This window comes from Paraburkholderia unamae (assembly GCF_003268775.1).
Classification (GTDB): Bacteria; Pseudomonadota; Gammaproteobacteria; order Burkholderiales; family Burkholderiaceae; genus Paraburkholderia; species Paraburkholderia unamae.
In genome coordinates, this window is record NZ_QLSU01000024.1 from 61,354 (window position 1) to 84,728 (window position 23,375).

At 59.1% G+C, this 23,375-nt stretch carries 20 protein-coding genes and 4 pseudogenes; 15 read left to right on the forward strand and 9 right to left on the reverse strand.

All coding sequences use genetic code 11. The features are described 5' to 3' along the window. The first annotated feature begins 31 nt into the window (after nt 1-31). Nucleotides 32-1,542: pseudogene (istA, locus tag C7401_RS31200) on the forward strand (IS21 family transposase). Continuing rightward, nucleotides 1,535-2,335 (forward strand): IS21-like element helper ATPase IstB, encoded by an 801-nt coding sequence (istB, locus tag C7401_RS31205; RefSeq protein ID WP_112175256.1) that lies wholly within the window; start codon nt 1,535-1,537, stop codon nt 2,333-2,335. Before istA (C7401_RS31200) ends, istB (C7401_RS31205) begins: the two are co-directional and overlap by 8 nt. A 159-nt stretch (nt 2,336-2,494) precedes the next feature. On the opposite strand, the gene C7401_RS31210 is transcribed toward istB (C7401_RS31205), so the two are convergent. Continuing rightward, nucleotides 2,495-2,980, reverse strand: coding sequence for a hypothetical protein (locus tag C7401_RS31210; protein WP_112175257.1), 486 nt, complete (start codon nt 2,978-2,980; stop codon nt 2,495-2,497). Nucleotides 2,981-3,278: 298 nt separating this feature from the next. On the opposite strand from C7401_RS31210, the pseudogene C7401_RS31215 reads away from it, so the two are divergent. Next, nucleotides 3,279-3,632 (forward strand): annotated as a pseudogene (locus C7401_RS31215) (transposase); the annotation flags it as partial. 86 nt (nt 3,633-3,718) lie between these two features. On the opposite strand, the gene C7401_RS31220 reads toward C7401_RS31215, so the two are convergent. From C7401_RS31220 to C7401_RS46300, 3 genes and pseudogenes are all read right to left on the reverse strand, one after another. Further along, nucleotides 3,719-4,519: an alpha/beta fold hydrolase gene (locus C7401_RS31220; RefSeq protein ID WP_112175258.1), complete on the reverse strand. Its 801-nt coding sequence runs from the start codon at nt 4,517-4,519 to the stop codon at nt 3,719-3,721. Between the two features lie 17 nt (nt 4,520-4,536). Further along, the gene (locus C7401_RS46295; protein ID WP_444980877.1) at nt 4,537-5,124 is read right to left on the reverse strand and encodes a zinc-binding dehydrogenase; all 588 of its coding nucleotides are present in this window, start codon (nt 5,122-5,124) and stop codon (nt 4,537-4,539) included. 90 nt (nt 5,125-5,214) lie between these two features. Beyond that, nucleotides 5,215-5,616, reverse strand: a pseudogene (locus C7401_RS46300) (alcohol dehydrogenase catalytic domain-containing protein); the annotation flags it as partial. Between the two features lie 103 nt (nt 5,617-5,719). Here C7401_RS46300 and C7401_RS31230 point away from each other — a divergent pair. The 3 genes from C7401_RS31230 to istB (C7401_RS31240) all read left to right on the forward strand — a co-directional run bounded on the left by C7401_RS31230 (nt 5,720) and on the right by istB (C7401_RS31240) (nt 9,265). Beyond that, complete coding sequence (locus C7401_RS31230; RefSeq protein ID WP_112175325.1) at nt 5,720-6,541, forward strand: helix-turn-helix transcriptional regulator; 822 nt, start codon at nt 5,720-5,722, stop codon at nt 6,539-6,541. Between the two features lie 404 nt (nt 6,542-6,945). Next, nucleotides 6,946-8,469 carry an IS21 family transposase gene (istA, locus tag C7401_RS31235; protein ID WP_220092876.1) on the forward strand — a complete coding sequence of 508 codons (1,524 nt, stop codon included), beginning with the start codon at nt 6,946-6,948 and terminating at the stop codon, nt 8,467-8,469. A 7-nt stretch (nt 8,470-8,476) separates the two neighbouring features. After that, entirely contained in the window at nt 8,477-9,265 is a 789-nt protein-coding gene (istB, locus tag C7401_RS31240; RefSeq protein ID WP_112175260.1) for an IS21-like element helper ATPase IstB, read from the forward strand. Between the two features lie 418 nt (nt 9,266-9,683). On the opposite strand, the gene C7401_RS31250 is transcribed toward istB (C7401_RS31240), so the two are convergent. After that, entirely contained in the window at nt 9,684-10,808 is a 1,125-nt protein-coding gene (locus C7401_RS31250; protein WP_112175262.1) for an alpha/beta fold hydrolase, read from the reverse strand. 256 nt (nt 10,809-11,064) lie between these two features. Here C7401_RS31250 and C7401_RS31255 point away from each other — a divergent pair, with 256 nt between their 5' ends. Next, nucleotides 11,065-11,688: a TetR/AcrR family transcriptional regulator gene (locus C7401_RS31255; RefSeq protein WP_373864471.1), complete on the forward strand. Its 624-nt coding sequence runs from the start codon at nt 11,065-11,067 to the stop codon at nt 11,686-11,688. 285 nt (nt 11,689-11,973) lie between these two features. After that, a complete protein-coding gene (gene tnpB, locus C7401_RS46180) occupies nt 11,974-12,195 on the forward strand; it encodes an IS66 family insertion sequence element accessory protein TnpB (RefSeq protein ID WP_373864472.1) in 222 nt (73 codons plus the stop codon). Here the strand turns inward: tnpB and C7401_RS31265 are convergent. From C7401_RS31265 to C7401_RS31275, 3 genes are all read right to left on the reverse strand, one after another. Continuing rightward, nucleotides 12,161-12,901 carry an IclR family transcriptional regulator gene (locus tag C7401_RS31265; RefSeq protein WP_112175264.1) on the reverse strand — a complete coding sequence of 247 codons (741 nt, stop codon included), beginning with the start codon at nt 12,899-12,901 and terminating at the stop codon, nt 12,161-12,163. The genes tnpB and C7401_RS31265 overlap by 35 nt on opposite strands. 252 nt (nt 12,902-13,153) lie before the next feature. Further along, nucleotides 13,154-14,254 (reverse strand): porin, encoded by a 1,101-nt coding sequence (locus C7401_RS31270; RefSeq protein WP_112175265.1) that lies wholly within the window; start codon nt 14,252-14,254, stop codon nt 13,154-13,156. 62 nt (nt 14,255-14,316) lie between these two features. Further along, complete coding sequence (locus C7401_RS31275; protein ID WP_112175266.1) at nt 14,317-15,213, reverse strand: HpcH/HpaI aldolase/citrate lyase family protein; 897 nt, start codon at nt 15,211-15,213, stop codon at nt 14,317-14,319. A gap of 195 nt (nt 15,214-15,408) precedes the next feature. Between C7401_RS31275 and C7401_RS31280 the strand changes: the two genes are divergently transcribed. From C7401_RS31280 to C7401_RS31310, 7 genes are all read left to right on the forward strand, one after another. Then, on the forward strand, nt 15,409-16,776 hold the full coding sequence (locus tag C7401_RS31280) for an MmgE/PrpD family protein (RefSeq protein WP_112175267.1): 1,368 nt from the start codon (nt 15,409-15,411) through the stop codon (nt 16,774-16,776). Further along, complete coding sequence (locus tag C7401_RS31285) at nt 16,773-17,273, forward strand: MaoC family dehydratase (protein ID WP_112175268.1); 501 nt, start codon at nt 16,773-16,775, stop codon at nt 17,271-17,273. Before C7401_RS31280 ends, C7401_RS31285 begins: the two co-directional genes overlap by 4 nt. Nucleotides 17,274-17,276: 3 nt before the next feature. Further along, entirely contained in the window at nt 17,277-18,515 is a 1,239-nt protein-coding gene (locus C7401_RS31290) for an acyl-CoA dehydrogenase family protein (protein ID WP_112175269.1), read from the forward strand. Then, the gene (locus tag C7401_RS31295; RefSeq protein WP_181565742.1) at nt 18,512-19,000 is read left to right on the forward strand and encodes a MaoC family dehydratase; all 489 of its coding nucleotides are present in this window, start codon (nt 18,512-18,514) and stop codon (nt 18,998-19,000) included. Before C7401_RS31290 ends, C7401_RS31295 begins: the two co-directional genes overlap by 4 nt. Further along, on the forward strand, nt 18,997-20,253 hold the full coding sequence (locus C7401_RS31300; protein WP_112175270.1) for a CaiB/BaiF CoA transferase family protein: 1,257 nt from the start codon (nt 18,997-18,999) through the stop codon (nt 20,251-20,253). Before C7401_RS31295 ends, C7401_RS31300 begins: the two co-directional genes overlap by 4 nt. A gap of 18 nt (nt 20,254-20,271) precedes the next feature. Continuing rightward, the gene (locus tag C7401_RS31305) at nt 20,272-21,183 is read left to right on the forward strand and encodes an HpcH/HpaI aldolase/citrate lyase family protein (protein WP_112175271.1); all 912 of its coding nucleotides are present in this window, start codon (nt 20,272-20,274) and stop codon (nt 21,181-21,183) included. Nucleotides 21,184-21,573: 390 nt separating this feature from the next. Next, nucleotides 21,574-22,629: an MFS transporter gene (locus tag C7401_RS31310; protein WP_258397301.1), complete on the forward strand. Its 1,056-nt coding sequence runs from the start codon at nt 21,574-21,576 to the stop codon at nt 22,627-22,629. Nucleotides 22,630-22,822: 193 nt separating this feature from the next. Here the strand turns inward: C7401_RS31310 and C7401_RS31315 are convergent. Continuing rightward, nucleotides 22,823-23,374: pseudogene (locus C7401_RS31315) on the reverse strand (helix-turn-helix transcriptional regulator); the annotation flags it as partial. Nucleotide 23,375: the final 1 nt, after the last annotated feature.

Genomic DNA, 23,375 nt, shown 5'->3' on the forward strand with positions numbered 1-23,375 from the left:
TTTTCAGGCAGGGTGTTTGGGGATGATCCCGATGACCATGATTGGCAAGGTGCGGCGGCAGAACAAGTCGGTACGCGAGATAGCGCGTCTCACAAGCCTGTCGCGCAACACGATTAGCAAATACCTGAACATGGATGTTCAGGAAGAACCGAAGTATCAGCGGCGCGCGCAGTCGACCCGGCTGACGCCGTTTCATGAGGCACTGGTGCAGGCGCTCAGCGTGGATGCACGGCGACCGAAGAAAGAACGGCGCACCGCCTGGATGCTGTTCCAGGAGATCAAGGCGAGCGGCTACGACGGCTGCTATTCGTGGGTGACCGACTTCATCCGGGGCTGGCGACAAGGCGAAGGCAAGGCGGTTTCTAAGTCGGCGTTTGTGCCGTTGCGATTCGAGCTGGGCGAAGCGTTCCAGTTTGACTGGTCCGAGGAAGGACTGGTTGTCGGCGGCATTTACCGCAAGCTGCAGGTGTCGCACATGAAGCTGTGCGCGTCGCGGGCGTTCTGGCTCGTGGCCTACCCGAGCCAGGGTCACGAGATGCTGTTCGACGCGCATACGCGCTCGTTCACGGCCTTCGGCGGGGTGGCCCGCCGTGGCATCTACGATAATATGAAGACGGCGGTCGACAAGGTCCACAAAGGCCGGGGCCGCACCGTCAATTCGCGCTTTGCGGTGATGTGCGCGCACTACCTGTTTGACGCGGACTTCTGCAACGTGGCCAGCGGCTGGGAGAAAGGCGTCGTCGAGAAGAACGTGCAGGACAGCCGCCGGCGTATCTGGATTGAAGCGCGCGAGCAGCGATTCGGCAGTTTCGCCGATCTGAATGCATGGCTGGCGAGCCGGTGCCGGTCGTTGTGGGAGCAGGTGAAGCATCCGGACTATCTGGAGCTGAGCATTGCCGACGTCTTCGAGCAGGAGCGCGCCCATCTGATGCCGATGCCGGCACCGTTTGACGGTTACGTTGAACGCGCGGCCCGGGTGTCGTCGACGTGCCTGGTGGTGATCGGACGCAACCGCTACTCGGTACCATGCGAATTTGCTGGCCAGATGCTCAGCACGCGGCTCTATCCGGGTCGCGTCGCCGTAGTGGGCGATGACGCCGTGGTGGCCGAACACGAACGGCTGGCCGACGAAGGTCTGGTGCGTTACGACTGGCAGCACTACATCCCGCTGATCCAGCGCAAGCCCGGCGCACTGCGCAACGGCGCGCCGTTCCTACACATGCCCGGGCCGCAGCAACGCCTGCGCCGGGCGCTGCTGCGCGAAACGGGCGGCGAGCGCGTGATGGCGAAAGTTCTGGCGCTGGTGCCGGAAACCGGCCTGGACGCCGTGCTGATTGCGGTCGAGCTGGCACTTGAGCAGGCGCGCCCTCCGGGCGCGTGAGCGTCGAACATGTGGTGAACGTGCTGTCGCGCATGCGCAGTGTGCAGATGCCGCCGAAGATCGATACGGCGTTACAACTGACGACCCCGCCGCTGGCCGACACATCGCGCTACGACGGGCTGCGCCCGGCGCTGCAACAGCCGGAGGCCGGTCATGCGTGATCTGATCGTCGAACTCAAACAGTTGCGACTGCACGGCATGGCTGCGGGCTGGGGCGAACTGCTCGAACAGGGTAACGTCGAGGTGGCGTCTTCGCAGTGGCTGCTTGAACGGCTGCTGCAGGCCGAGAGTGCGGATCGGGCCGTGCGTTCGGTCAGCCACCAGATGAACGCGGCGAAGTTCCCGGTGCATCGGGACATCGCCGGCTTCGACTTCGATGGCTCGCCGGTCGATCGCCAACTCGTCATGCAACTGGCCAGCATGACGTTCACCGAGGGCGCGCAAAACCTGGTTCTGGTTGGCGGCCCGGGCTCGGGCAAGACGCATCTGGCGACGGCCATCGGCGCGTCCGGCATCATGCACCACGGCAAGCGCGTGCGCTTCTACTCGACCGTGGATCTGGCCAACGCACTGGAGCAGGAAAAGGCGCAGGGCCGCGCCGGACGGATCGCTGCGAGCCTGCTGCGTCTCGACCTGGTCATTCTGGATGAACTCGGATATCTGCCCTTCAGCCAGGCCGGCGGGGCGTTGCTGTTCCATCTGCTGAGCCGCCTGTACGAGCATACGAGCGTTGCCGTCACAACGAATCTGGACTTCGCCGAATGGTCCAGTGTATTCGGCGACGCGAAGATGACCACGGCATTGCTGGACCGGCTGACGCACCACTGCCACATCGTGGAGACCGGCAACGAAAGCTACCGTTTCCGGCATAGCAGCGCCAGTGCAAAGAAACGCATCCGGTCGCGCGAAGCGGAGCGCAGAGGCGACGGCGCGAGCGCGGCCGAATCAGCCTGACGTCGTTCGCAAGCGCAGGGGAATCTGCTACGGGCTACGCCCTTCGCAGCTTCCCCTGCGCAACGCACCCTCATACGCAGGAGGACAACGACCCCCGAAACCCATACACTTATCCACAACCGGTCCTGCTTCAGACCGGCCTCCACCCCGGCTCAAAATTCAATCGGCCCGGTGGCTCAAAATTCCGTCGGCGCGGACAGTCATGGTCGCCATTTCCTTGGGCGTATCGGACGCAGAGGTCGGCAGCTTGCTGAACTTGCCGGACTGAGCCAGTTTGACCAGGCCGTCGGCGATTCTGGCGGAATTGCTCGCCTGCGACGAGACAGACGAAACCACGTCCTTGAGCGACGAGAGGCGCGGGAGCAGCGTCGGATTCGCAGTCGCGCCGGAAACCAGCGAGGAGCTTTCATCTGCCAGCTGCTTGTCCTTCAGCACGCCGACCATATAGGAAAACGCCGCGTTGCTGAACTGGGTAAGCTGGTGCTTGTTCATGGCCGAGATTTTCGCCTGCACCTTGTCACTGTCGAGCGCCTTCTGCACGATGGCCGCATTGTCAGCGTCGATCTTCGCGAGAGCGGCGTCGCGTTCTTTCGGGTCGGCGATACTGTTCGCTGCGTCGCGCTTGGCCTTCTGGGCTTCGATCACGTTCTGATCTCATCGTGCTAGAGCGCCGGGTTTGGCTTGCGGCTGCATTAGCTCGGCTACTGACGAGGTCATGGCCGAAGTGACAGCATGCCAGGGCCGGCCGCTTGAGCCAATGTGAAGTTGACCCGCGAAAACGGACACCTATTCTTTTTGAAGAGGAGGTGCCGAAATGGGCAAGCATCGTACCCCATACCCCTTGGAATTCCGCGCCCACATGGTCGAACTGGTGAAGGCCGGCCGAACGCCTGAGGAGTTCGCCCGCGAGTTCGAGCCAACCGCACAGACGATCATCGACTGGGTCGCCCAGGCCGAGCTCGATACATTTGCCGAGGGACTATGGGGCCGGAAATTCCCGCCGGTCAACGCCGCCTGGCGCAGCGCCTGGGATCGCGTGATTCCGTTTTTCGCCTTTCCACCGGCTGTGCGCAAGGCTATATACACTACGAACGCCATCGAGAATATCAACTCGCAGCTGCGCAAGATCATCAAGACCCGCTGCCACTTCCCGACCAATGAAGCGGCAACGAAGCCTATCTGGCTGGCACTGCGCAACATCACTGCCGATTGGGGCCGCGCCGCTCATGACTGGAAGGTCGCCATGAGCCAGTTCGCGATCCTCTCTGAGGATCGATTCGTTCGACCATTCGTGTGAATTTCAACCCGCCTCGAACACGGAAATTCTGACGCCCCGGGGGAATATGGTGACAACACGGACACAACCCAAGCCTAGGCTGAAATTCAAGTGAGACCGAGGGTCGCTCTGGCCTCAACGGCTCGAAGAAACCTTATGAGTTCCTCGTTGAAGCGTTCCGCTTCCTCCATCGGCAGCATGTGCGCGGCACCGGCAATCACAACTATCGCGGCTCCCGCGATATCCCGTGCGAGGGGAGCACTCGCATCCGGTGGCGTGTTGCGGTCCTCGTCGCCCACTAGAATCAAGGAGGGACATCGGATGCCGCTGAGACGGTCCGTTGCATCGAAATTGGCAATCTCTGTCCAAGCTACCGCATAGACGTCGGGATCCATGGCAAGCATCGTCTTGGTGAGCCGTTCGAGAAGATCGGGGCGCCGCTGGCGGGTGCTGTCCGCGAGCGACAGCGGTAGCGATGGGAGTGCCGCGCTCATACCTTGAGCGCGTATTGCAGAACTGTGACCGCGCAGGTAGCCTCTAGCTTCGTCCGAAAAGCTGGCAGCCGTGGCCGCAAGGGTCAGGCTTCGTACGCGGTCCGGGTAAGAGATTGCGAGCTGTTGGGCGACCATGCCGCCAAAGGAATGGCCCACGACATGCACCGACAAGGAACCGAGATCGTCGATCACCGTGGCCACATCGCTTGCAAGATCGGCGATGCTGCCGCTATGTGGCGCACGCGCGGAACGCCCGTGGCCGGGGAGGTCTAGCGCGACGACGTGATGGTGCGCCGTCAAGGCTTCTATCTGACGATCCCAGTAGGTCAGGTCGAGTCCGACCGCATGTATGAGAATGACCGTGCTGCGCTCAGCCGGGCCACCCTTCACGACGTTCAGATTTGATGAAGTCATGAGTTATCCCGATGGGGTCACGGACGGACGACCGTGAGATTGAAGGCGCCGGCGTGCGTCGAGGCATGGTCGATCGCGTGATTAATGTCCTCTATCGCAAATTCGGCCAATGCGAAATGTTCCAGTTGTAGAAGACCACTGCGCACAAGCGCGATGCAGTCCGGGATGATCTCGCGTGAATACATCCACTGTCCTGAAACTGTGATCAGGTTTCGCATGATCCAGGGATAGGGTAATGCGAGATCCTCGCCTCCCAGCATCCCGACGCCGCCCATCAGAACGGTGCGGCCATATGGCCGCACCGCCATGAGTGCGGTGCGAGCCAGTGAAGCGGGCGCCGACGGAGGCAGGAAGTCGAGTACCGCGTCGATCCGCTGCGGACTAGCCTGTCGCATGGCTGCGGCATCCATCTCGGCGTCGCCAGTGAGATGAACGGGGCATAGGCGCTGTCCGAAACGGTGGACGAGTTCGGATAAGGCCTGGGCATTGCGGCCGGCGGCGAGAACACGCCCCGCGCCCATCGCCATGGCGATGGCGATAGCGGCACTGCCAAAGTTCCCGGTTGCGCCGCTGACGAGCAGTGTCTCGCCAGCCTGCAGTTCCATGCGACGCAGTCCACCATAGGCGATCAGAAGCGTTACCAGTGCGCACCATCGACCTGCGTCTTTCTCCTCAATCGCGCCGATCGGAATGGCGTTCTCGGTGGGAACCCGCATGCGGCTAGCGAAAGGGCCGTTGCCGAAATAGCTCTGCAATTTGAGGCCCCCTTCGCCGCGCGCGCTCCATCCCTGCAGTGTGATGTCGGGCGTCCGGGCATCATCTCGCGAACGTACGGTCGGATCGCAGAACACCCAGTCGCCTATTGCGAGCTTGGTGGCGTCGGGGCCGACCGCTCCTACACGACCGATCGCACCGCAGCCAGGAATGGTGGGCAGCTTGAGCGAGTAGCGCCGCTTGCCGCTGAAAACCTCGTCTGTGTAGGACAGGACAGGCGCGGCCACGACGTCGACGATGACCTCGCCCGTTCCAAGCACCGGGTCATTGACTTCGCCCACCTGGAGCGGAGTTCCAAATTCCTTAAGTATCACTGCCTTCATATCGCCTCCCTTGATCGCGTCTGAGCAGAATACGAAGCCTCGACAATCGTCTCCAGAGCCGGCATCATACTAGTATGAGACTATGCTACTTTGGAGCAAGGCCTTGACCGCGCCCAACATCGCGCTTGGTAATTTTTTGCGGGCACGGCGTGAGAGGCTCGATCCGGGCACGAGCGGAACGGCGAGAGGGCGCCGCCGCACCCCTGGGTTGCGCCGTGAGGAAGTCGCCGAAGCGGCGGGAATCAGCACCGAGTGGTATATCAAGCTCGAACAGGGCCGCGCGGTTGCGCCTTCGCCCACCACGATCGATGCCCTGGCAAGGGCACTCAGACTGAACGCGGTGGAGCATGCTCACCTGCGCCGTCTCGCTGATGTGAAGAGTCAGCCTGCGTTCTTTCGCGAGAAGGTGCCTTCCACGATAGAGAGATTCGTTGATAGCCTGCCGCATCCCGCGTACATCACAGGTCGTCGTTGGGACATCCGGGCCTGGAACGATGCAGCGGCTCGGCTCTTCGAGTTTGACAAGATGTCTCCCGAGGACCGGAACCTGCTGTTTTACATGCTCACCGACCACCGCGCACGGCGCGTATTCGGAGAAAGTTGGTCGAATGAAGCGCAGCGGCTCGTCGCGTTGTTCCGGCCGACGTACGATCTTTGGGCATACGACCGCGCTTTCGTGCAATTGCTGGAACGGGTGCGGGAAGGGTGCGGCGAATTCGGGCACTGGTGGAAAGTTCACGCTGTTCAATCGGCCTCGTCGGGAACCAAGCGGCTTCATCACCCGAGCGAGGGTCCTATCTGTTTCGAATATGCGACATTCCAGGCCAATGATGACCCGGGGCTCAAATTGGCGGTTTACCTTCCTATCGCATTTAGCCACTCTTATGAAGATTCGCCTCGACTGCTATGCAAGGACGCGGACTGATGACGAAAACTCCGAGACCTCGGCCTGGGTCTGACTGTCGATCTCACTCGCAAGCCCGTCCACTCCGGCCCGACCTTGCTCGCACGGATACTGTGAAATCTAGGTCCGCACTAGGTTCGGATTGATGCCGTGATCCATCGCTGTGCGCGCTGTCGACACCCGGCTTGAGGCATGCCTGTATCAGATCGCGTGTTGCGCTTGTCAGCGGGCGGCGTTATAGAGCCAATCCGGGGGCGGCGCAATGAAGCCAGTTCAGGGGCGGCGTAATCGAGCCACCTCATGGGCGGCGTAAAGAAGCCACCCTGTGGCGCCGGCGGTAGCGGGCACAAGTGCAGTTCGAACTTTCCAAGTCGGTACGCTCGGTTCTTTTGAGCGGAGCGCCTATGGCCAACAGGAGGTTCGAATTGTTTGAGTATCGTCATATCCTTGTGCGCATGCGACGCGGTGATTCCGACCGCGACATCGCGCGGCGACGCCTGATGGGCCGAGCCAAGCTTGCAGCACTACGGCAGGAAGCCCAGTCGCGAGGCTGGCTCGATCCGACGCAGCCCATGCCGGAAGACCCCGAGATCGCCAGCGTCCTCAACAGCGTTCCGAGACAGGTGCCACGCAGTAGCGTCTCGACGGTTGAGCCGTACCGCGAGCAGGTTCGCGAGTGGCTCGCCGCCAGCGTCCAGGGCACCACAATCCATGCAGCCCTTCAGCGCAATCACGGCTATACCGGCAGTTACGATGCCGTGAAGCGCATGCTGCGCCGTCTGGCGGCCGAACGCGTCGTCAAGGCAACGACGATCCTCGAGTTCGCGCCCGCCGAAGCCGCCCAGGTTGATTTCGGCGCCGGCCCCGTGCTCACGCACGAGTCTGGTATCCCGCTCAAGACGTGGATCTTCGTGATGACCCTGTGCTGGTCCCGGCATCAGTATGCCGAGGTCGTCCTGGACCAGACCGTCGAGACGTGGCTGGCCTGTCATCGCCGTGCCTTCGAATGGTTCGGGGGCTGTCCTTCCCGGGTGACGATCGACAACGCCAAGTGCGCGATCATCCGGCACTGCCTGCACAGTCCTGAGGTTCAGCGCTCCTACGCGGGGCTCGCCGAAGCATACGGTTTCCGCATCGACCCATGCCCGCCGCACGACCCGGCCAAGAAGGGAATCGTTGAATCCGGAGTCAAGTACGTCAAGAAGTCCTTCGTACCACTACGCGAGTTCCGCGATCTGGCCGACGCGAACCGGCAGTTGCGCGAGTGGATCATGCAGCGCGCCGGCGTGCGCGATCACGGCACCACACACGAGCAACCGCTCACGCGTTTCGCGATCGAGCGACCGCTGCTCACGCGCCTGCCCGATGTGCCGCCGGTACTGGCTGTGTGGTCTGAGGTCAAGGTGCATACGGATGGGCACGTCGTCTACAGGAAGGCGCTGTACTCCGTGCCCTTCACGCTGGTGGGCAAGCAACTGTGGCTCAAGGCCACCGACACGGTCGTGCAGGCGTTCCACCGGCACGAGCTCGTCGCCACTCATCCGAGGCTACGCAAGCCCGGGGACCGCCATACCGTGCGCGATCATCAGCCACCCGAAGCGCAAGCGTGGCTCGAGCACGATCCCCAGTGGTGCCTCGCGCGCGCGAAGGATATCGGCCCGGCCTGCCACGCCGTCATCCTCGCGATGTTCAACAACACGGTGCTTGAGAACCTGCGCGGCGCCCAGGGCATCGTGCGGCTGCGCGAGAAGGTCGGCGATGCACGGCTGAACGCTGCATGCGAGCGCGCGCTCGCGTTCTCCAGCCCCCAGTATCGCACCATCAAGACGATCCTCGACAAGGGACTCGACAGCGAGGCGGCGACGCCATCCGCGACTACGGCGCCCACTGATACCTACCTGAACGGTGGCCGCTTCGGCCGCGACCTTCAATCCCTTCTGATCCATTGAGCCGACCATGAATCCGAGTCCCGAACTGAACACCATCCTCAAGCAGCTGCGCCTCTCGGGCATCCTTGACTCGATCGAACAGCGAAACCGTGAAGCCATTGACGGGCAGCTTGCCTACACCGAGTTCCTCGCCATGCTGCTGCACGACGAAATCGCGCGGCGCGACACGAAGAAGCTGGGCGTACGGCTTGCCCGCGCCGGCTTCGCGATGGGCAAAACGCTCGAGACGTTCAACTTCGATCTGGTGCCCAAGCTGAATCGAACCTACATCCACGATCTGGCCACCGGCCGCTACATCGACGAGAAGGTCTGCGTTCTACTGGTCGGCGGAACAGGCGTCGGCAAATCCCATCTGGCGCAGGCACTGGGTCACTGCGCGGCCAGGCAGGGGCGTGACGTGCTGTTCATCTCGCAGACGGATCTGCTCAAGAAGCTGCACGCGGCCCGCGCCACGGGCTTGTACGAGCGCAAGTTCCAGCAGTTCGTGCGCGTGCCACTGCTCATCATCGACGACTTCGCTGTCAAACCGCTACACCCGCCCCACGACGAAGACTTCCACGATCTGATCGCCGCCAGGTACGAGCGGGCGGCTTCCATCGTCACGTCAAATCTGGATCTGAGCGAATGGGGAGACGCGTTCCCCGACAACCGCATCCTGGGCGCCGCGACGCTGGACCGGCTACGCCACGGCGCCTATCGCGTCGTGATCGACGGTGAGAGCTTCCGCAAACCCAAACCGATGCCAGGAAACAGTGAAAACGCGGTTGCCAAACTGGGCAAAAAACCGCATTCTTGAGCCCGTTCGAATCTGCGCTTTACCCCCGTTTCTGCCGGCTCCATTACGCCGCCCATCCCCGGCTCGATTACGCCGCCCCGTGACAGCGCTCTCGTCGTATTCGCGCCCGTTCGTAGAACATCGACAGTTAGCCTCTGCGATTCAGCCGCGCTATGGAAGGATGTTTTTCATAGACCGCTTACCCAGTTAGCATCGCATTTGTTTGGGCAGTCTCATTGAGGGAGCTGCCGCGGAATTACATTTTGGGGTTGCTCGACGCAAAATGATTTCGCTAAACAAAGGCAACTACGCCGGTCGACTGAAGGCATTCGAGGGGCAGGCGTAGGGGCGCGACGAGCGGTCGGTTCGAAATCAATTCGGGCTAGCGCTTTACGCCGCGTCGCCGATGGTGACAACGCGGCAGTTGTACCGTGGTCCCCTATAACCTACCCGCTCCATCTACCTCCTTGACAAAGGCGAGCAGGAGCTCGCTGAGCCGAACTGGCTGCTCCTGTTGGATCCAGTGACCGGCGCCGTCGATCAACTCGATGCCCCCCATTCTCGTCGCAGCCTTCGTCCTCATGAGATCGAGCGCGCCAGGCGCCGAATAGGTGCCCCAATCGCTCTTCCCGCCAATGAAAAGCGATGGAACATCGATCGTCTTGCCCGAGAACAGACCCAATTCAGCGCTCAGGTCAGGATCGGAAAAGACGCGATAGGCCTGCAGGGCGCCTTGAAACCCCGTGCGACCATACTCCTCCGCGTACACCCCAAGTTCCGTCTCGGTGAGCCATTTGCAGGCCATGACCTCGGCGGTGGAAGGTTGGAATGGAGCGACGGTCTCGGGCATCGTCTTGCCGAGATCCATGACGTAATAGGTGGGCATCTGCGCAAGTTCTGCGGCGGTTAGCGCCTTCAACGGATGCGGCTTGTTTCCCGGCCAGTCGGCGCTTTTGACGTAGAAAAATGCACGAAGAAACGCGTGTAAGCCCTGAGGGGGGTGCCACATGTCATGGTTCGCCTCTCGTGAACTCAGGTATTGCTGGTAATACTCTCTCGGTGGGTCGAGTGCCGCCAGCGCGGCCGCCAATTTTTGATTGGCCGTGTTCGGTTTAACCGGCGACATCTCGCTTTCCGCAATGTTGAACGGAAGCGTCGGTGGACCAGGGAACGGTGCGCTCATCAGCACGACCGAGGGAAAGACGTCAGGTCTGGCTAGCGCACAATAGGCCGCCACGGGCGAGCCGAGGTCATGCCCGACAAGCATCGCCGTACGCCGATATCCCAATGCCAAAACCAATCCGAGGGCGTCGCGCGTCATATTCAGAAGGCTGAAGGGCGCTAGCTGGGCGTCATAGTCGTTCACCCAACCGGTGGTGCGGCCAAAACCTCGCTGGTCGGGCGCCACGACGTGGTAGCCGGCGTCAGCCAGAATTGGGATCAGGTGTCGCCAGCCATAAGCCAGATCGGGAAAACCGTGCAAAAGCAGTGCGAGCGGCCGGCCGGCGTTTTCGTAACCGGCCTCCAGAATATGGACATCTAGGTCGTTGACCCCATGGACCATTCGCGAACGGACCCCCTTGGGGAGCGTTCCCTCGTCATATGTTGACGTAATCAAATCAGTTCCTCCTACGGGGTTTGCACGGACCGGTCGAAGTAAAGCCGCAACCAGGCTGGCCGCGCCTATCGCTAAGAGGGCTCGTCGGGACGCCGATGGCTGGAAACTAGGTAGTAGGCTGCGCATCGTTTAACGAACTTCCTTCGCTTTGGGATTGGGGAGGTGAGCATCCTCAGACGCTTTCTATGTCGATCACCATACTATGGTGATCGACATAGCGGCGTCAAGCGAAACATGTTATGTTGACGGTATGCCACGTAAGACTGATGCGCGCGCTCGCGCGATTGCCACGGCCGAGCGACTGTTTCGCGTCCAAGGCTATACCGCGACCGGATTGATCCAAATCATTCAGGAAAGCGGTGCACCGAAAGGATCCTTTTACTTTCACTTTCCACGTGGCAAGACACAGCTCGCAGAGGAAGCAATTGATCATTACGTTGCTAGTCGGATTGCCGTATTGCGAAATATCTCGGCGAATACGGCCGGTGATGCTCCAGGTTTTGTTCATCAGATTTTCAGCGCATTCGCTGCCGAGATGGTCGCTTCCGACTTCCAATATGGATGTCTAATGCAAAATCTGGCGAACGAGCTTCCCGCGCTCGACGCTGAGCTGACGAATCGGGTAGCGCGTGGATTTGCTGATTCGATCGAAGTCATTGCGGAGCATTTCAAGGGGTGCGGCTTCGCTCCTGAGCGCGCATCCTCTACCGCAGTTGCATTGGCAGCCGCCCTCGAAGGCGCTCGAACGATCGCACGCCTGCAACGTACGCCGGCTGTATTCGAGGCGCTGGCGGATGTTAGTGTCCACGGGTGGACGGCCGCCTAGGGTGATCCGGGTCCGATGTCCCTCCCGGAGGGCGCCGGATGTTGTTGTGATCGGGGAAGACCGGTGCGCCGATGGGAGAGCGCACCCGTCCTTCCATATCAAGGCGCTGGTTCGGGATAGCACGCCACTTTGTTTCAGGTGGACGGATCGCCGAAAGCGGCAGACCTGCTGAACTCTTCAACAATCCGCAGACAGCTGATCTGAGGAAATTCTCTCAAAACGTAGGATAATGGCGCACCAGATGCTCGGGAGGCTGCCGTGTTCCGGCTCGACGAGGGGTTGAAGGTGTACCTGCATAGCGAGCCGGTCGATTTTCGCGTGGGTATTAACGGACTGTCGATCTTGGTCGCGCAAGCAATGCGCCTGAGTCCGATGTCTCTCGGCTCTCTCGATATTCGGCAACCGACGTCGCCGTCCAATCAAGATACTCGCCTAGGGGGATTACCTAGCGGGCAAAAGGGTCAAGAGGGGCCTAGAACTCCCGCGCGATATCGATCACTGCCGTGACCAGCTTTTCACGATGTTCATGAAGCCGCGCGACTGGACCGCCAATACCGATGCCTAGCAGCTTGTCACGGATCGGTGTCATCATAACTGTCGCAATAACTCCGGCGCCCGGTGTTGCCAGACTCGCGGATTCGTAATAGCCCTGTTTTCGTGCCCGCTCAATGGCGCGGATAACCTGACCAACTCGGGCAGGCGGCTCATGAATTTCGCGTTCCGCGTTGTAGTGACGGAGCAGCGGGGTAATTTGACTGTCTTCCATGCGACTCATCAACATGATACCGATGGCTGTCATGTGCATTGGGCGCACCATCCCGGACGCAACAGACTGGCGCAGCGTCTGTTGCGCATCAAGCACAGAAAGGTATTGCAGCCGGATACCGTTTTGGCGTGCCAGAAGCACTGTTTCGCCGGTTTCGCGCGCGAGCTTTCTAAGCACTTCGTGAGCTGAAGTTCTCACGCCCTCTTTGCGTGCTGCCCAGTCACATAGAAACGCCACGCGCACGGATGGACAGTACGTGTGGCGCCGCGCATCATATTCTGCGTACCCGCGCATCACCATTGTCTTGAGCAGCATGGAGGCGCTAGACTGCGGGATCTCAATCCGTTCCGCAATTTCCCCCACGCGCATGGGCCTTCGGTCATACTCAAACAATTCGAGTATGTCAAATATCCTGGTAGCTGATTTCACCAACTTGGTGTCGTCCATCTCGAATTTTCCTTAAACGTCGTGCTACATAACTCGCTCCTCTGGGAATAGCTTACATCAAAGGCGAGTAACGTCCGAACTGGATATTCGTCGCAGTCGCGTTTCCTACATATTGGTGAAATCAGCGATATAAATAAAAAGGCGTCCCTTGAGTGTGATCCTTCCCGTAGAATTGAACGGGGATTGAGGCGGCCGAAGGCTGTGTTAAGGACACTCCGGCGTGTTATGACAACTACTGCCAGGGTCAGAGCATCAGAACATATGCCGGATACCGATGTCCGCAGCGAAAGTGGTGCCGCTCACACCGACTAGGTTACCGTTTTCCATCGTCGGCCCGATGTGTTCATTGCCCTTGTTGTCGACAACGGCAAACTGACCGTAAAAAGATGTGCGTTTCGAGAGGTAGTAGCTCAACCCGCTCGACACTTGAAGTACGTGCGTTCGTGAATGATTAGGGTCCTGGACCCAAGCCACAGAACCGTTCAAGTCAATGGTCGGTGTGACATACCAGTCCGTACCGATATTGTAGACGTCGTTCGCGCCGCTCGAATTCGATAGTAGTTCTGGCGCGCGGAACGTCGTATAGTTGGCGACAACGCGCACGCTCTGGAAGTTATATGTTGCACCAACGGTCTTCGCGATCACTTGGCGTTCAAAAGCCCAACCCGGATTGGTTGTCTCTGTGCCGTCGTCAGCCGCCTCATCAATGGCACCAGCCACAATCTTCAAGCTACCAATTTCGTATGAAAGCATTCCGGAATAGCAGAAGCCTTCACGGAAGTTCCCGGGGTGACCGCCTGTACATGTCATCACGATACCGCGCAATCCATACAGGTTCGGGCTGCGGTATTCGATAGCGTTCGGCGAGAACGTGCCGGTAATGCTGTTTGCACTGTACAGCGTCACCAGCGTACCCATCTGCTCGAAGCCTCGCGGGTCCAGCTCAAACATCGCTTCCTCGAAGGCGGAGTACTGCACGCCCGCTCGCACTTCACCGAATCGTCCACTGACGCCGACCCACGATTCGCGACCGAAGAAGCTGCCTGCCAGGTTGTTATCGAAGCCGCCGTTGCCGAGATCGATACCACTCTGGAGGTCGAAATTTGCGTCGTAGCCGCCGCCGAGGTCTTCCTTACCCTTGACGCCGAAAAAAGAGGGGAGGTAGCCGCCATTTTCGATTGAGAGCGAGGAACCTGCATTCTTGCCGCTAGCGCCTGGTGTTTTGCTTGTGTACATAACACCCACGTCTAGGACGCCGTACAGCGTTACGTCACTCTGTGCATGCGCCGACGAAGCGACCAACGTGATACCGCCTGCAAAAATCGCGATACCGCTTTTCACGCTTTTTTTCATAGTGTCTCCATTTATTGTTTTTCACTTATAAAAAGTACTACTGCGAAATCAGAACCGGCACACTAATCAGTTGATCGGCCTACTTGCGGCAGGGTCGCCTCCACGCGGGCAACAAGGTGTTGCGCCTGCTCGAGGTGCAGGCGTTCAACCATGCGACCGTCCAGATCAATAACACCTGCCGCAGCGGATTCCGGACGCTCAAATGCACGAATAATTCTTCGCGCATCGGCAATTGCTTCCTCGCCGGGCGTGAACACCGCATTAGCAGGATCAACCTGCAGTGGGTGAATCAACGTCTTGCCGTCGAATCCCATCTCGCGCGACTGGCGTGCTTCCTCGTCGAAACCATCGGTGTCGCCGAAATCGTTCCATACGCCGTCCAGCACCGTGACTTTGTTCAACTTCGCGACGAGGATCACCGACATCAACCACGGAATGAAATACCGCCGACCATTGCCAGTGGAGACGCCCGTTTCCTTCGCCAGGTCGTTCGTGCCTAACACCAGGCAATCGAGTTTTAGACCGGTCGCGGGCACGGCCTGGAGGATGGCGGGCAAGTTGGAAATGGCTGCTGCCGTTTCAACCATGATCCACAGCGGCGTCGTGTCACCTGCCGTCGAGGCGCGCATCTTGTAAGCGAACCGGAGTAGGTCGTGCGCGGTGCTTACCTTCGGCAACAGGATCGCGTCAGGTTCGCAGACCAGAGCGGCCTGCAGGTCGACCTCGAAATCCGGCGTGCCAAGGCCATTGATGCGGATGACTTTCTCCCTGGCGAGGAACGTACCGGTGTCCAGGGCGCTCCCGACGATCTCGCGTGCCCTGCTCTTCATTGCGGGCGCGACGGCATCTTCCCAATCAAAGATGAGCGCATCACAGGCAAGCGTGCGGGCCTTCTCGATAGCGCGAGCGTTGATGCCGGGAACATAGAGAGCAGAACGACGTGGCGACCAATTATCCATGACAGTAGCGAAGAGGGTGCGTTAGAGAAGACGGCAATGTTCAAAACAGTATTGGTCATCGAACCACACCTAACCATCACATATGTGATGAGCGGAGCTAGGGCGCACTTATCACATGCGTGATGCAGATGGTCGAACGGGTATCTGATACTCGTAAAGCAACTGTTGCACGACATAGACGCAGGACGGAGACAAATGGATCAAGATGAATCGTCTGGTAGCGTGCTGCCGCGTGGCTACACCCACGCACTGGCGCAGTGGATCAGCAGTGTGGATGAGTCGGCGCTGGGGAAAAGAGCCTTTGCCTGGGCGAGTCACGCGTTGCTGGACTGGGTAGCGGTCACAATTGCTGCATCCAAAGAACCGTTGGTTCAGATTCTGCTGAGCGAGTATGGGCTTGCGCACGAATCACCCTGCGCACTTCTGGTCAGCCCCATCCGGACAAGCGCCGCGCACGCCGCGCTTATCAACGGTGCGGCAGGCCATGCGCTGGATTTCGACGATGTGAACTCGCAAATGCACGGTCACCCCACCGTGCCGGTTGCGCCGGCAGCCCTCGCTGTCGCACAAGCGCAAGGTTCGAGCGGTAAAGCGCTCCTGAAAGCGTTGATCGTTGGACACGAAGTCGAAGGGCGTGTCGGTGAAGTCGTTGGAGACGGGCAGTATCGGCTTGGACTCCATCCAACGGGAACGACCGGCACACTAGGCGCTGCTGCCGCTTCCGCGTTAGTGATGAAGCTGAACGCCGGCCAAACGGCTCACGCGCTAGGCCTTGCCGCGACGCAGGCCGCTGGGCTAAAGAGTATGTTCGGCACGATGGCGAAACCGCTGCACGCGGGCAAAGCTGCCATGAATGGCGTGATGGCGGCGCGACTGGCTGAAAAGGGTTTCACGGCCAATCCGCATTCCATCGAGTGTGCGCAGGGTTTCGGTCCAACTCAGACCGGTGGGAAGCCCACGTTCCCCAATGCGTTCGAAGCGCGCACCACGACCGCCATTGAGCGCACGCTGTTCAAGTATCACGCTGCGTGCTATCTGACACACTCCACCATCGAAGCAGTAAATCAGGCCTGCGTGAAGAACGGTATAACGCTCGACCTGATGGAGTCAATGACGATTAACGTGGGCGGTGCGCAGCGCGGTGTATGTGATATTGAAGAACCGAATACGGGCCTCGAAGTGAAGTTTGCGATCCAGCAGCTTGCTGCGATGGCGCTCGACGGGCAGCCCACGGCCTCGCTGCAACTGTATTCGGATGAAACCGCGCGCAACCCACGCTACGTCAAGGCACGCCGTCGGGTCGCCCTGAACGTGTCCACTGAAGCGGACCGCGACGCCGCCGTTGTAGAAATCCGGACCCTCGATGGTCGCATGATCCGTGAGGAAGCCAACGTCGCCATTCCTGCCAACGACATGGCCCGGCAGTGGAACCGGCTTGTCGAGAAGGCGCAGGCACTCATCGTGCCGAATATCGGCGTGCACAAGTATGCACGGCTTATGACTGTGCTGGCGCAGCTAGACCAACTTCCTACCATAGAACCTTTATTTGAGGCTATTCGATGACGACGCTAGATTCAGTGGTTGCCCATTTGAAAGCAAACGCCATACTTCGCAGTCGCGGCAATCACTATGAGGATTTCGAACCGGGGCGCGGGTTCACTCATCATTGGGGACGCACCATCAGCGATTCGGACAATACCCTATTCTCGACGCTGACGCTGAACTACAACCCGCAATATACCAACGTTGAAGCAGCCAAAACCAATGGTTACGACGGCATTCCAGTAAATCCGTTGCTTGTGTTCAATACGGTTTTTGGTCTGTCGGTCGAAGATTTGTCGGAAGGTGGTGGGCCATTTCTAGGCGTGGACGAACTCAAGTTCTTCAAGCCAGTGTACGCAGGCGACACGCTCTATTCTGAATCGGTTGTTGTGGACAAGCGCTTGCCAAGCAATAAGCCAGGTTTCGGCATTGCGACCTGGCACACGAAGGGCACCAATCAGGATGGGGAACTTGTCGTCGAATTCAAACGTTCCAATCTGGTTCGAACACGGGGGTAAGGTATGTCGAATGACGGTAAGGGTTACATGACAGATGAGCGCGTCATGATTCGTGATGCAGCGCGCGAGTTCACGATGAGGGAAGTGCTGCCGGTCGCCAATGAGCTTGACGGTCCGGACGGCGAAATCCCAATGGACCTGCGCAACAAGATGGCCGAAATGGGCTACTTTGGAATCACTGTTCCCGAAGAGCTCGGTGGAATGGGCCTCGGTGCATTCGAGTATTGCCTGATTGCCGAAGAGCTATCGCGCGGCTGGATGTCTGTCGCCTCGATCATCGCCCGTGCGCAGGGCGGATGGATCATGAAAACGATGCCGGAAGAGCGGCTGAAAGAATATATGCCTCGCGTTGTGTCCGGCGAGTTCCTGAACGCGAGCGCATTATCGGAGCCGGATACCGGCTCTGACCTTGCCTCGATTTCGTGCCGCGCGGTGCTCGAAGGCGACGAATGGGTACTCACGGGAAACAAATACTGGTGCACGTTTGCGGATGGTGCCGACTATCTAATAGTTTTCGCGCGAACGTCGAACCCGGCTTCCGGTGCCAGGCGTTGGGAAGGCATCTCATGCTTCATGATCGAGAAGGAGCGCGGCAAGTTTCCGAATGGCATGACCGGAAATGCAATTCCGAAGATCGGGTATTTCGGCTGGAAGACCTTCGAACTCGCGCTCGATGGCGTGCGTGTGCCGAAAGAAAACCTGCTGGGCGATGAAGGCAAGGCGTTTCTGGTGATGACAAAGGGTCTGGAAACGGCTCGTGCCCACACCGCCGCGCGTGCCATCGGTCTGGCACAAGGCGCACTGGAAGATTCCATCGCATACGCTACGGAGCGAAAGCAATTCGGTATGCCCATCGCGGAATATCAGGCCATCCGCTTCAAGATCGCTACGATGGCCACGGAAATCGAAGCCGCCCGTCAACTGATGTACTTCGTGTGTAATGAAATCGACAGCGGCCGCCGCTGTGACAAGGAAGCGTCGATGGTGAAGTATTTCGCTTCCGAAATGGCGGAGCGTGTCACATCCACCGCGTTGCAGATTTTCGGCGGCGCTGGCTACACGACGCTCTTCCCGATTGAACGCTATTGGCGTGACGCACGCCTGACCAAGATTTTTGAAGGAACGTCGGAAATCCAGCAGCGCATCATTTCGACTAACTTGCTTGGCAAGTCCGAAGTCGAAGGGATTATCGCGGAGCGTGCTTACGAGAAATTCGCGAAAGCGAGGGGGTTGACGGCATGATCACAGACACACTAAGGTCTACTGACGGCTACTTCGAAGATTTCGAACCAGGAATGCTAATGCGCCACGCGCGCGGCAAGACCGTCACGGAAATGGACAACGTGCTCATCACGAACATGGTAATGAACACGGCGGAAGGGCACTTCAACGAGGATGTCATGAACAAGACTCCGAGCGCGTTCGTCAGCAAGCGCGTGGTGTTCGGCGGAATCAATCTTTCGATGGTGCTCGGGTTGGCCGCTCAGGACACGGCGGAACAGTGCATACGGGAACTCACACTAGACAAGATTCGGCTGACGACGCCTGTGTTGCATGGCGATACGCTCTACGCGTTCACCGAAGTTCTCGCGAAGGAGGATGCGGAACGGGAAGACGCAGGCATCGTGCATTTCAAACACTACGGGATCAACCAGAACGACAGGCTATGCGTGCAGGCCGAACGTACGGCCTTGATCAAACGCAAGAGCCACTGGGTGAAGAAATGAACGCGGGGTCCGCGAGGCGTGGCGCGCTGGACGGTCTGATAGTCCTGGACCTGACGGCTATGCTTGCGGGGCCATACTGCACGATGATGCTCGCGGACCAGGGCGCTCGCGTGATCAAGATCGAACCGCCAGGCGGAGACAAGACGCGTCGTAATGGCCCGCATCTGGTTGGGGCAATACGGCCCGAGGACGGAGGCTTTGGCGGCTATTTCGGCTCAACGAATCGGAACAAGGAATCGCTGGTTATCGATCTGAAGAAGCCGGAAGGCCACGCGCTCTTCCTGCGTCTCGTCAAGCGTGCAGATGTTGTGATCGAGAATTACCGATCGGGCGTGATGGAGCGCCTGAGCCTTAGCTATGAACGTTTGCGCGAAGTGAATCCGCGCCTCGTTTATGGAGCACTTAGAGGCTTCGGTGATCGGCGTTCCGGCGCCAGTAAGTATCTTGAATGGCCTGCGTACGATCCAGTATCACAGGCGATGGGGGGCATCATGGGCATCACAGGCCAGACACGCAATGGGGCGCCGACGAAAATCGGCCCCGGAATCGGCGACATTGGCCCCGCGATGTTCCTGGCGTTCGGCATCGCTTCGGCGTGTTGGCGAGCGCAGCGTACGGGATCGGGCCAGTTCGTTGACGTCGCAATGACTGATTCAGTCCTGGCTATTTGCGAACGCATCGTATTCCAGTATGGCGCTACACGGAAGTCACCTGGCCCTGAAGGTAATGGCCACCCGCTGCTTTGTCCATTCGGGCTGTTTCAGGCGAAAGACGGATTTATCAGCCTGGGTGTGCCGAACGATCACTTTTGGGCACTCATGGTCGAGCGCATGGGCAGTCCTGAGTGGGCATGCCAGGACAGGTTTGCAACCAACGATTCTCGCGTTGCAAACAGCGGTGAACTGGAAGCGTACCTGACCGCCTGGACCATAAAGCGGACCAAGCGGGAGTTATCCGAAATATTCGGTGGTCACATCCCGCTCGGACCGGTATTCGACGCCGCAGATATTTTTGAAGATGACCATTTCCGCATCCGGAACATGCTGGTCGAGACGGAGCAACCTGGCACGACCGAAAAGCTGACGATTGCCGGCACGCCCATCCATATGAGCGATACGCCCGGTGGGGTTCATAAGCGCGCGCCGCTTGTTGGTGAGCACACCACGAGTGTGTTGATCGACCTCGGGTTGACCGAGCAGGAAATTTCCGCATTACGTGAGCACAGGGTCGTGCAACAACGCACGACAGTCTAGAAATTGGAGGAGATAGGTATGTCGGAGACAGTCAAACGCTTGCGCCGGTGCCAGTTGTCGGTGCCAGGTTCAAACGAAAGGATGATGGAGAAGGCTGCCGGAATCGGTGTCGATTATGTCTTCCTCGATTTGGAGGATGCGGTTGCGCCCTCAGAAAAGCGTTCGGCTCGTCAAAAGATAGTCACCGCACTCAATACCCTTGACTGGGGCCGCACGGTGCGCTGCGTACGTATCAATGACCTGACGACGGAGTATGCCTATGAGGACATCATTGAAGTTGTCGAAGGCGCACGCGAACGCCTCGACATGATCATGCTGCCAAAGGCCATGTCGGCCGCCGACGTGCAGTTCGTTGACAAGCTCCTGACGATGATGGAGAAGAAGTTGGGCCTCAAGAAGCGTATTGGTATTGACGTGCTGATCGAGGAAGTCGAAGCCATGCAGAACGTCGAAGTGATCGCTGCATCTACGCCGCGTCTCGAATGTTTGATTTTCGGGATGGGCGACTACTCGGCAAGCCAGGGTGTGTCGATGCGTGATATTGGTGGCGACGGAGGCTATCCGGGCGACATCTGGCACTACCAGCGTCATCGCCTGACCATTGCGGCGCGATCGAACAAGATCGACGCAGTGGATGGTCCATTCGCGGATTACCGCAACCCCGACGCTTACCGTGAAGAAGCCCGTCGCGCCATGATTCTTGGCATGGTAGGCAAGTGGGCCATCCACCCGTCGCAGGTGTCGCTCGCCCAGGAAATCTTCTCGCCTTCGAAGGAAGATGTAGAACGTGCTCGCGCCATGATAAAGGCGTATGACGAAGCGCTCGCGCAAGGCGTTGGCGCGGTTCAGTACGAGGGGAAGATGATCGACATCGCGTCGGTGCGCATCGTGCGCAATCTGGTGGAACGCGCTGACCTGATCGGCATGTAATTTAGGTGTAGTTTTAAGTCAGCGGGTAGACTAGGAGCCCGCTGCGCTTAAACACGTAAGTCGTGGTTGAATGGTGCCATGCCATGTAGTTCATTATATCAATATAAGATTAGTTATACGAAGTATAAAATATCGGAGACAATATGGAGCAGACACTATCAAGCGCTGTCGGAGATGTGAAAAACGCGCGCAGCGTGCTTCGTAGCCGCTTCGCTGGTTGCGTAGGGCATGCAATCGAATGGTTCGATTTTTCGATATACGCGAACCTAGCGATTTTTTTCAGCGGGCAACTCTTTCCGGGCGACAGCAAGGAGGTCAAGTTGCTAGCTGCATTTGGCGTTTACGCGTTCGGGTTCATCATGCGACCAGCTGGGCGGCTGGCTTCTTGGTGTGCTCGCAGATCGTCATGGACGACGGGCCGCGCTGTCGCTATCTGTTCAACTGATGGCGCTCGGCTCTTTGCTGCTCGCTATTGTACCGACGTACGACAGAATCGGCTTTGCGGCACCGGTCATTGCGACGATCGCACGTCTGCTGCAAGGGTTGTCGACAGGTGGCGAATTTGCGGCGGCCATTTCCTTTCTTGGTGAAACGGCACCCTCGGACAAGCGCGGCCTGCACGGCAGCTTCCTGTTTTTTGGCACCGGCATTGGTTTAATGTGCGCGTCCGGGATTGTATGGCTACTCAACGGGTCCCTGTCGCACGACCAGATGATTGCGTATGGTTGGCGTATTCCGTTTGTCATCGGCGCGATCAGCGGGATCTTTGCCTGGTGGCTGCGCCAGCACGTTGCGGAAACCGCGATCTTCGAGGAAGCACGTGCCGATGGCAAACGGACGATGGGTTCGGTCCGAGAGCTTTTCACGAAGCACCGAAAACCGGTCTTTACGCTGTTCGGTATCGGTATTTGCGGAACATTCGCGTTTTATCTGTTTGGTGTGTACGTCCCTGTATATGCGATCCAGCGTACGGGCGCTTCGTCGTCGATCGCGTACGCGGCGGGTTCGTTCGCGCTCGCAATCTACACCCTGGTGCACCCGTTCTTCGGCATGCTTTCTGACCGGGTTGGTCGTCGCCCGCAGATGCTTGTCTTCGCGGGATTCTACACACTGTTCCTGTACCCAGTAGTGCTCTCAGTTCAGCCTACCTTCTGGTCGATTGCGGGCATCGAGATTTTCGGTTTGGTGCTCTATGCACTCTTTTCGTCCGTCATCCCGGCAGTCTTGTCGGAACTGTTTGAGACAGAGATCCGAACCGTTGGTATTGGTCTGCCGATCAACCTTGTGATCGCGGCTTTTGGCGGCACGACGCCCTTCCTGATGACTTGGCTGCAATCCATCCACCACGATAACTATTTCCTGATTTATGTGTCAGTCGGATCGTTCATCACACTCGTGACAATCTGGCGGATGAAAGAGACGAATGGCTGCTCGTTGATAGATTAGACGAAGAGCGCACGGTCTTTCTTCACGGCGTACGGATCAAACGGCTGAACCGCTACCGCCATCCACGCAATTCGGAAGCGCATGGGGGTAGTCAGCAGGCGTTTGATTTGAAACGAAATTTATACCGGGCCACAAGCCGGACGCATGCCAGGCATAGATGTGCCTAACCGGAGACCTGCACGAGAATCAAGGGCACCCCGAAGAGGGCCACGCTATGCCAGTCGTGCTGCTTCGCACGCACGTCGGGATTGCAGAACAGGAAGCGCAGGATGTTGCGCTGACCGGCAGGCAGCTTGCCGCAATCGGTGAGCAGCACGGCGGCGGCGCGATTCCAGGCCACCACGTCCCAGGTGGCCGTCTTGACGATGGCCACGCTGTACCGCAGGGGATCAAGCAGGCGTTGCAGCCGCGGGTTGACCCCGTCCACAGGCTTGTAACGAACTTCCGGCGGCCGGCCGAGGCCCAGCATGAATAGATGCTCACGCTCGGGATCAGTCAGCATCAACGCGCTGCAGATGCGATCGAGCACCTCCGCCGAAGGCGCGCCGCCACGCCCCTGTTCGAGCCAGGTGTACCAGGTCGGGCTGATGTTCGCCCGCTGCGCGACTTCTTCCCTGCGCAGCCCCGGCGTGCGCCTGCGGCCGCCGAAACCAAAACTCGCGGGATCGAGGCGGGTGCGGCAACGCTTGAGAAAGTCGCCGAGCGAGCCGGCCGAATGGATCGGCACGGAAATCCTGTTAGTCATT

Coding starts and splice junctions, on each gene's coding strand:
- C7401_RS31275 (WP_112175266.1), bottom strand. CDS start 15,213: ATGGATAATTGGTCGCCACGTCGTTCTGCTCTCTATGTTCCCGGCATC.
- C7401_RS31290 (WP_112175269.1), top strand. CDS start 17,277: ATGTCGAATGACGGTAAGGGTTACATGACAGATGAGCGCGTCATGATT.
- C7401_RS31250 (WP_112175262.1), bottom strand. CDS start 10,808: ATGGTCCATGGGGTCAACGACCTAGATGTCCATATTCTGGAGGCCGGT.
- C7401_RS46295 (WP_444980877.1), bottom strand. CDS start 5,124: ATGGAACTGCAGGCTGGCGAGACACTGCTCGTCAGCGGCGCAACCGGG.
- C7401_RS31305 (WP_112175271.1), top strand. CDS start 20,272: ATGTCGGAGACAGTCAAACGCTTGCGCCGGTGCCAGTTGTCGGTGCCA.
- C7401_RS31285 (WP_112175268.1), top strand. CDS start 16,773: ATGACGACGCTAGATTCAGTGGTTGCCCATTTGAAAGCAAACGCCATA.
- C7401_RS31255 (WP_373864471.1), top strand. CDS start 11,065: ATGGTGATCGACATAGCGGCGTCAAGCGAAACATGTTATGTTGACGGT.
- C7401_RS31265 (WP_112175264.1), bottom strand. CDS start 12,901: ATGGACGACACCAAGTTGGTGAAATCAGCTACCAGGATATTTGACATA.
- C7401_RS31280 (WP_112175267.1), top strand. CDS start 15,409: ATGGATCAAGATGAATCGTCTGGTAGCGTGCTGCCGCGTGGCTACACC.
- istB (WP_112175256.1), top strand. CDS start 1,535: ATGCGTGATCTGATCGTCGAACTCAAACAGTTGCGACTGCACGGCATG.
- C7401_RS31300 (WP_112175270.1), top strand. CDS start 18,997: ATGAACGCGGGGTCCGCGAGGCGTGGCGCGCTGGACGGTCTGATAGTC.
- C7401_RS31270 (WP_112175265.1), bottom strand. CDS start 14,254: ATGAAAAAAAGCGTGAAAAGCGGTATCGCGATTTTTGCAGGCGGTATC.
- istB (WP_112175260.1), top strand. CDS start 8,477: ATGAATCCGAGTCCCGAACTGAACACCATCCTCAAGCAGCTGCGCCTC.
- C7401_RS31295 (WP_181565742.1), top strand. CDS start 18,512: ATGATCACAGACACACTAAGGTCTACTGACGGCTACTTCGAAGATTTC.
- C7401_RS31220 (WP_112175258.1), bottom strand. CDS start 4,519: ATGACTTCATCAAATCTGAACGTCGTGAAGGGTGGCCCGGCTGAGCGC.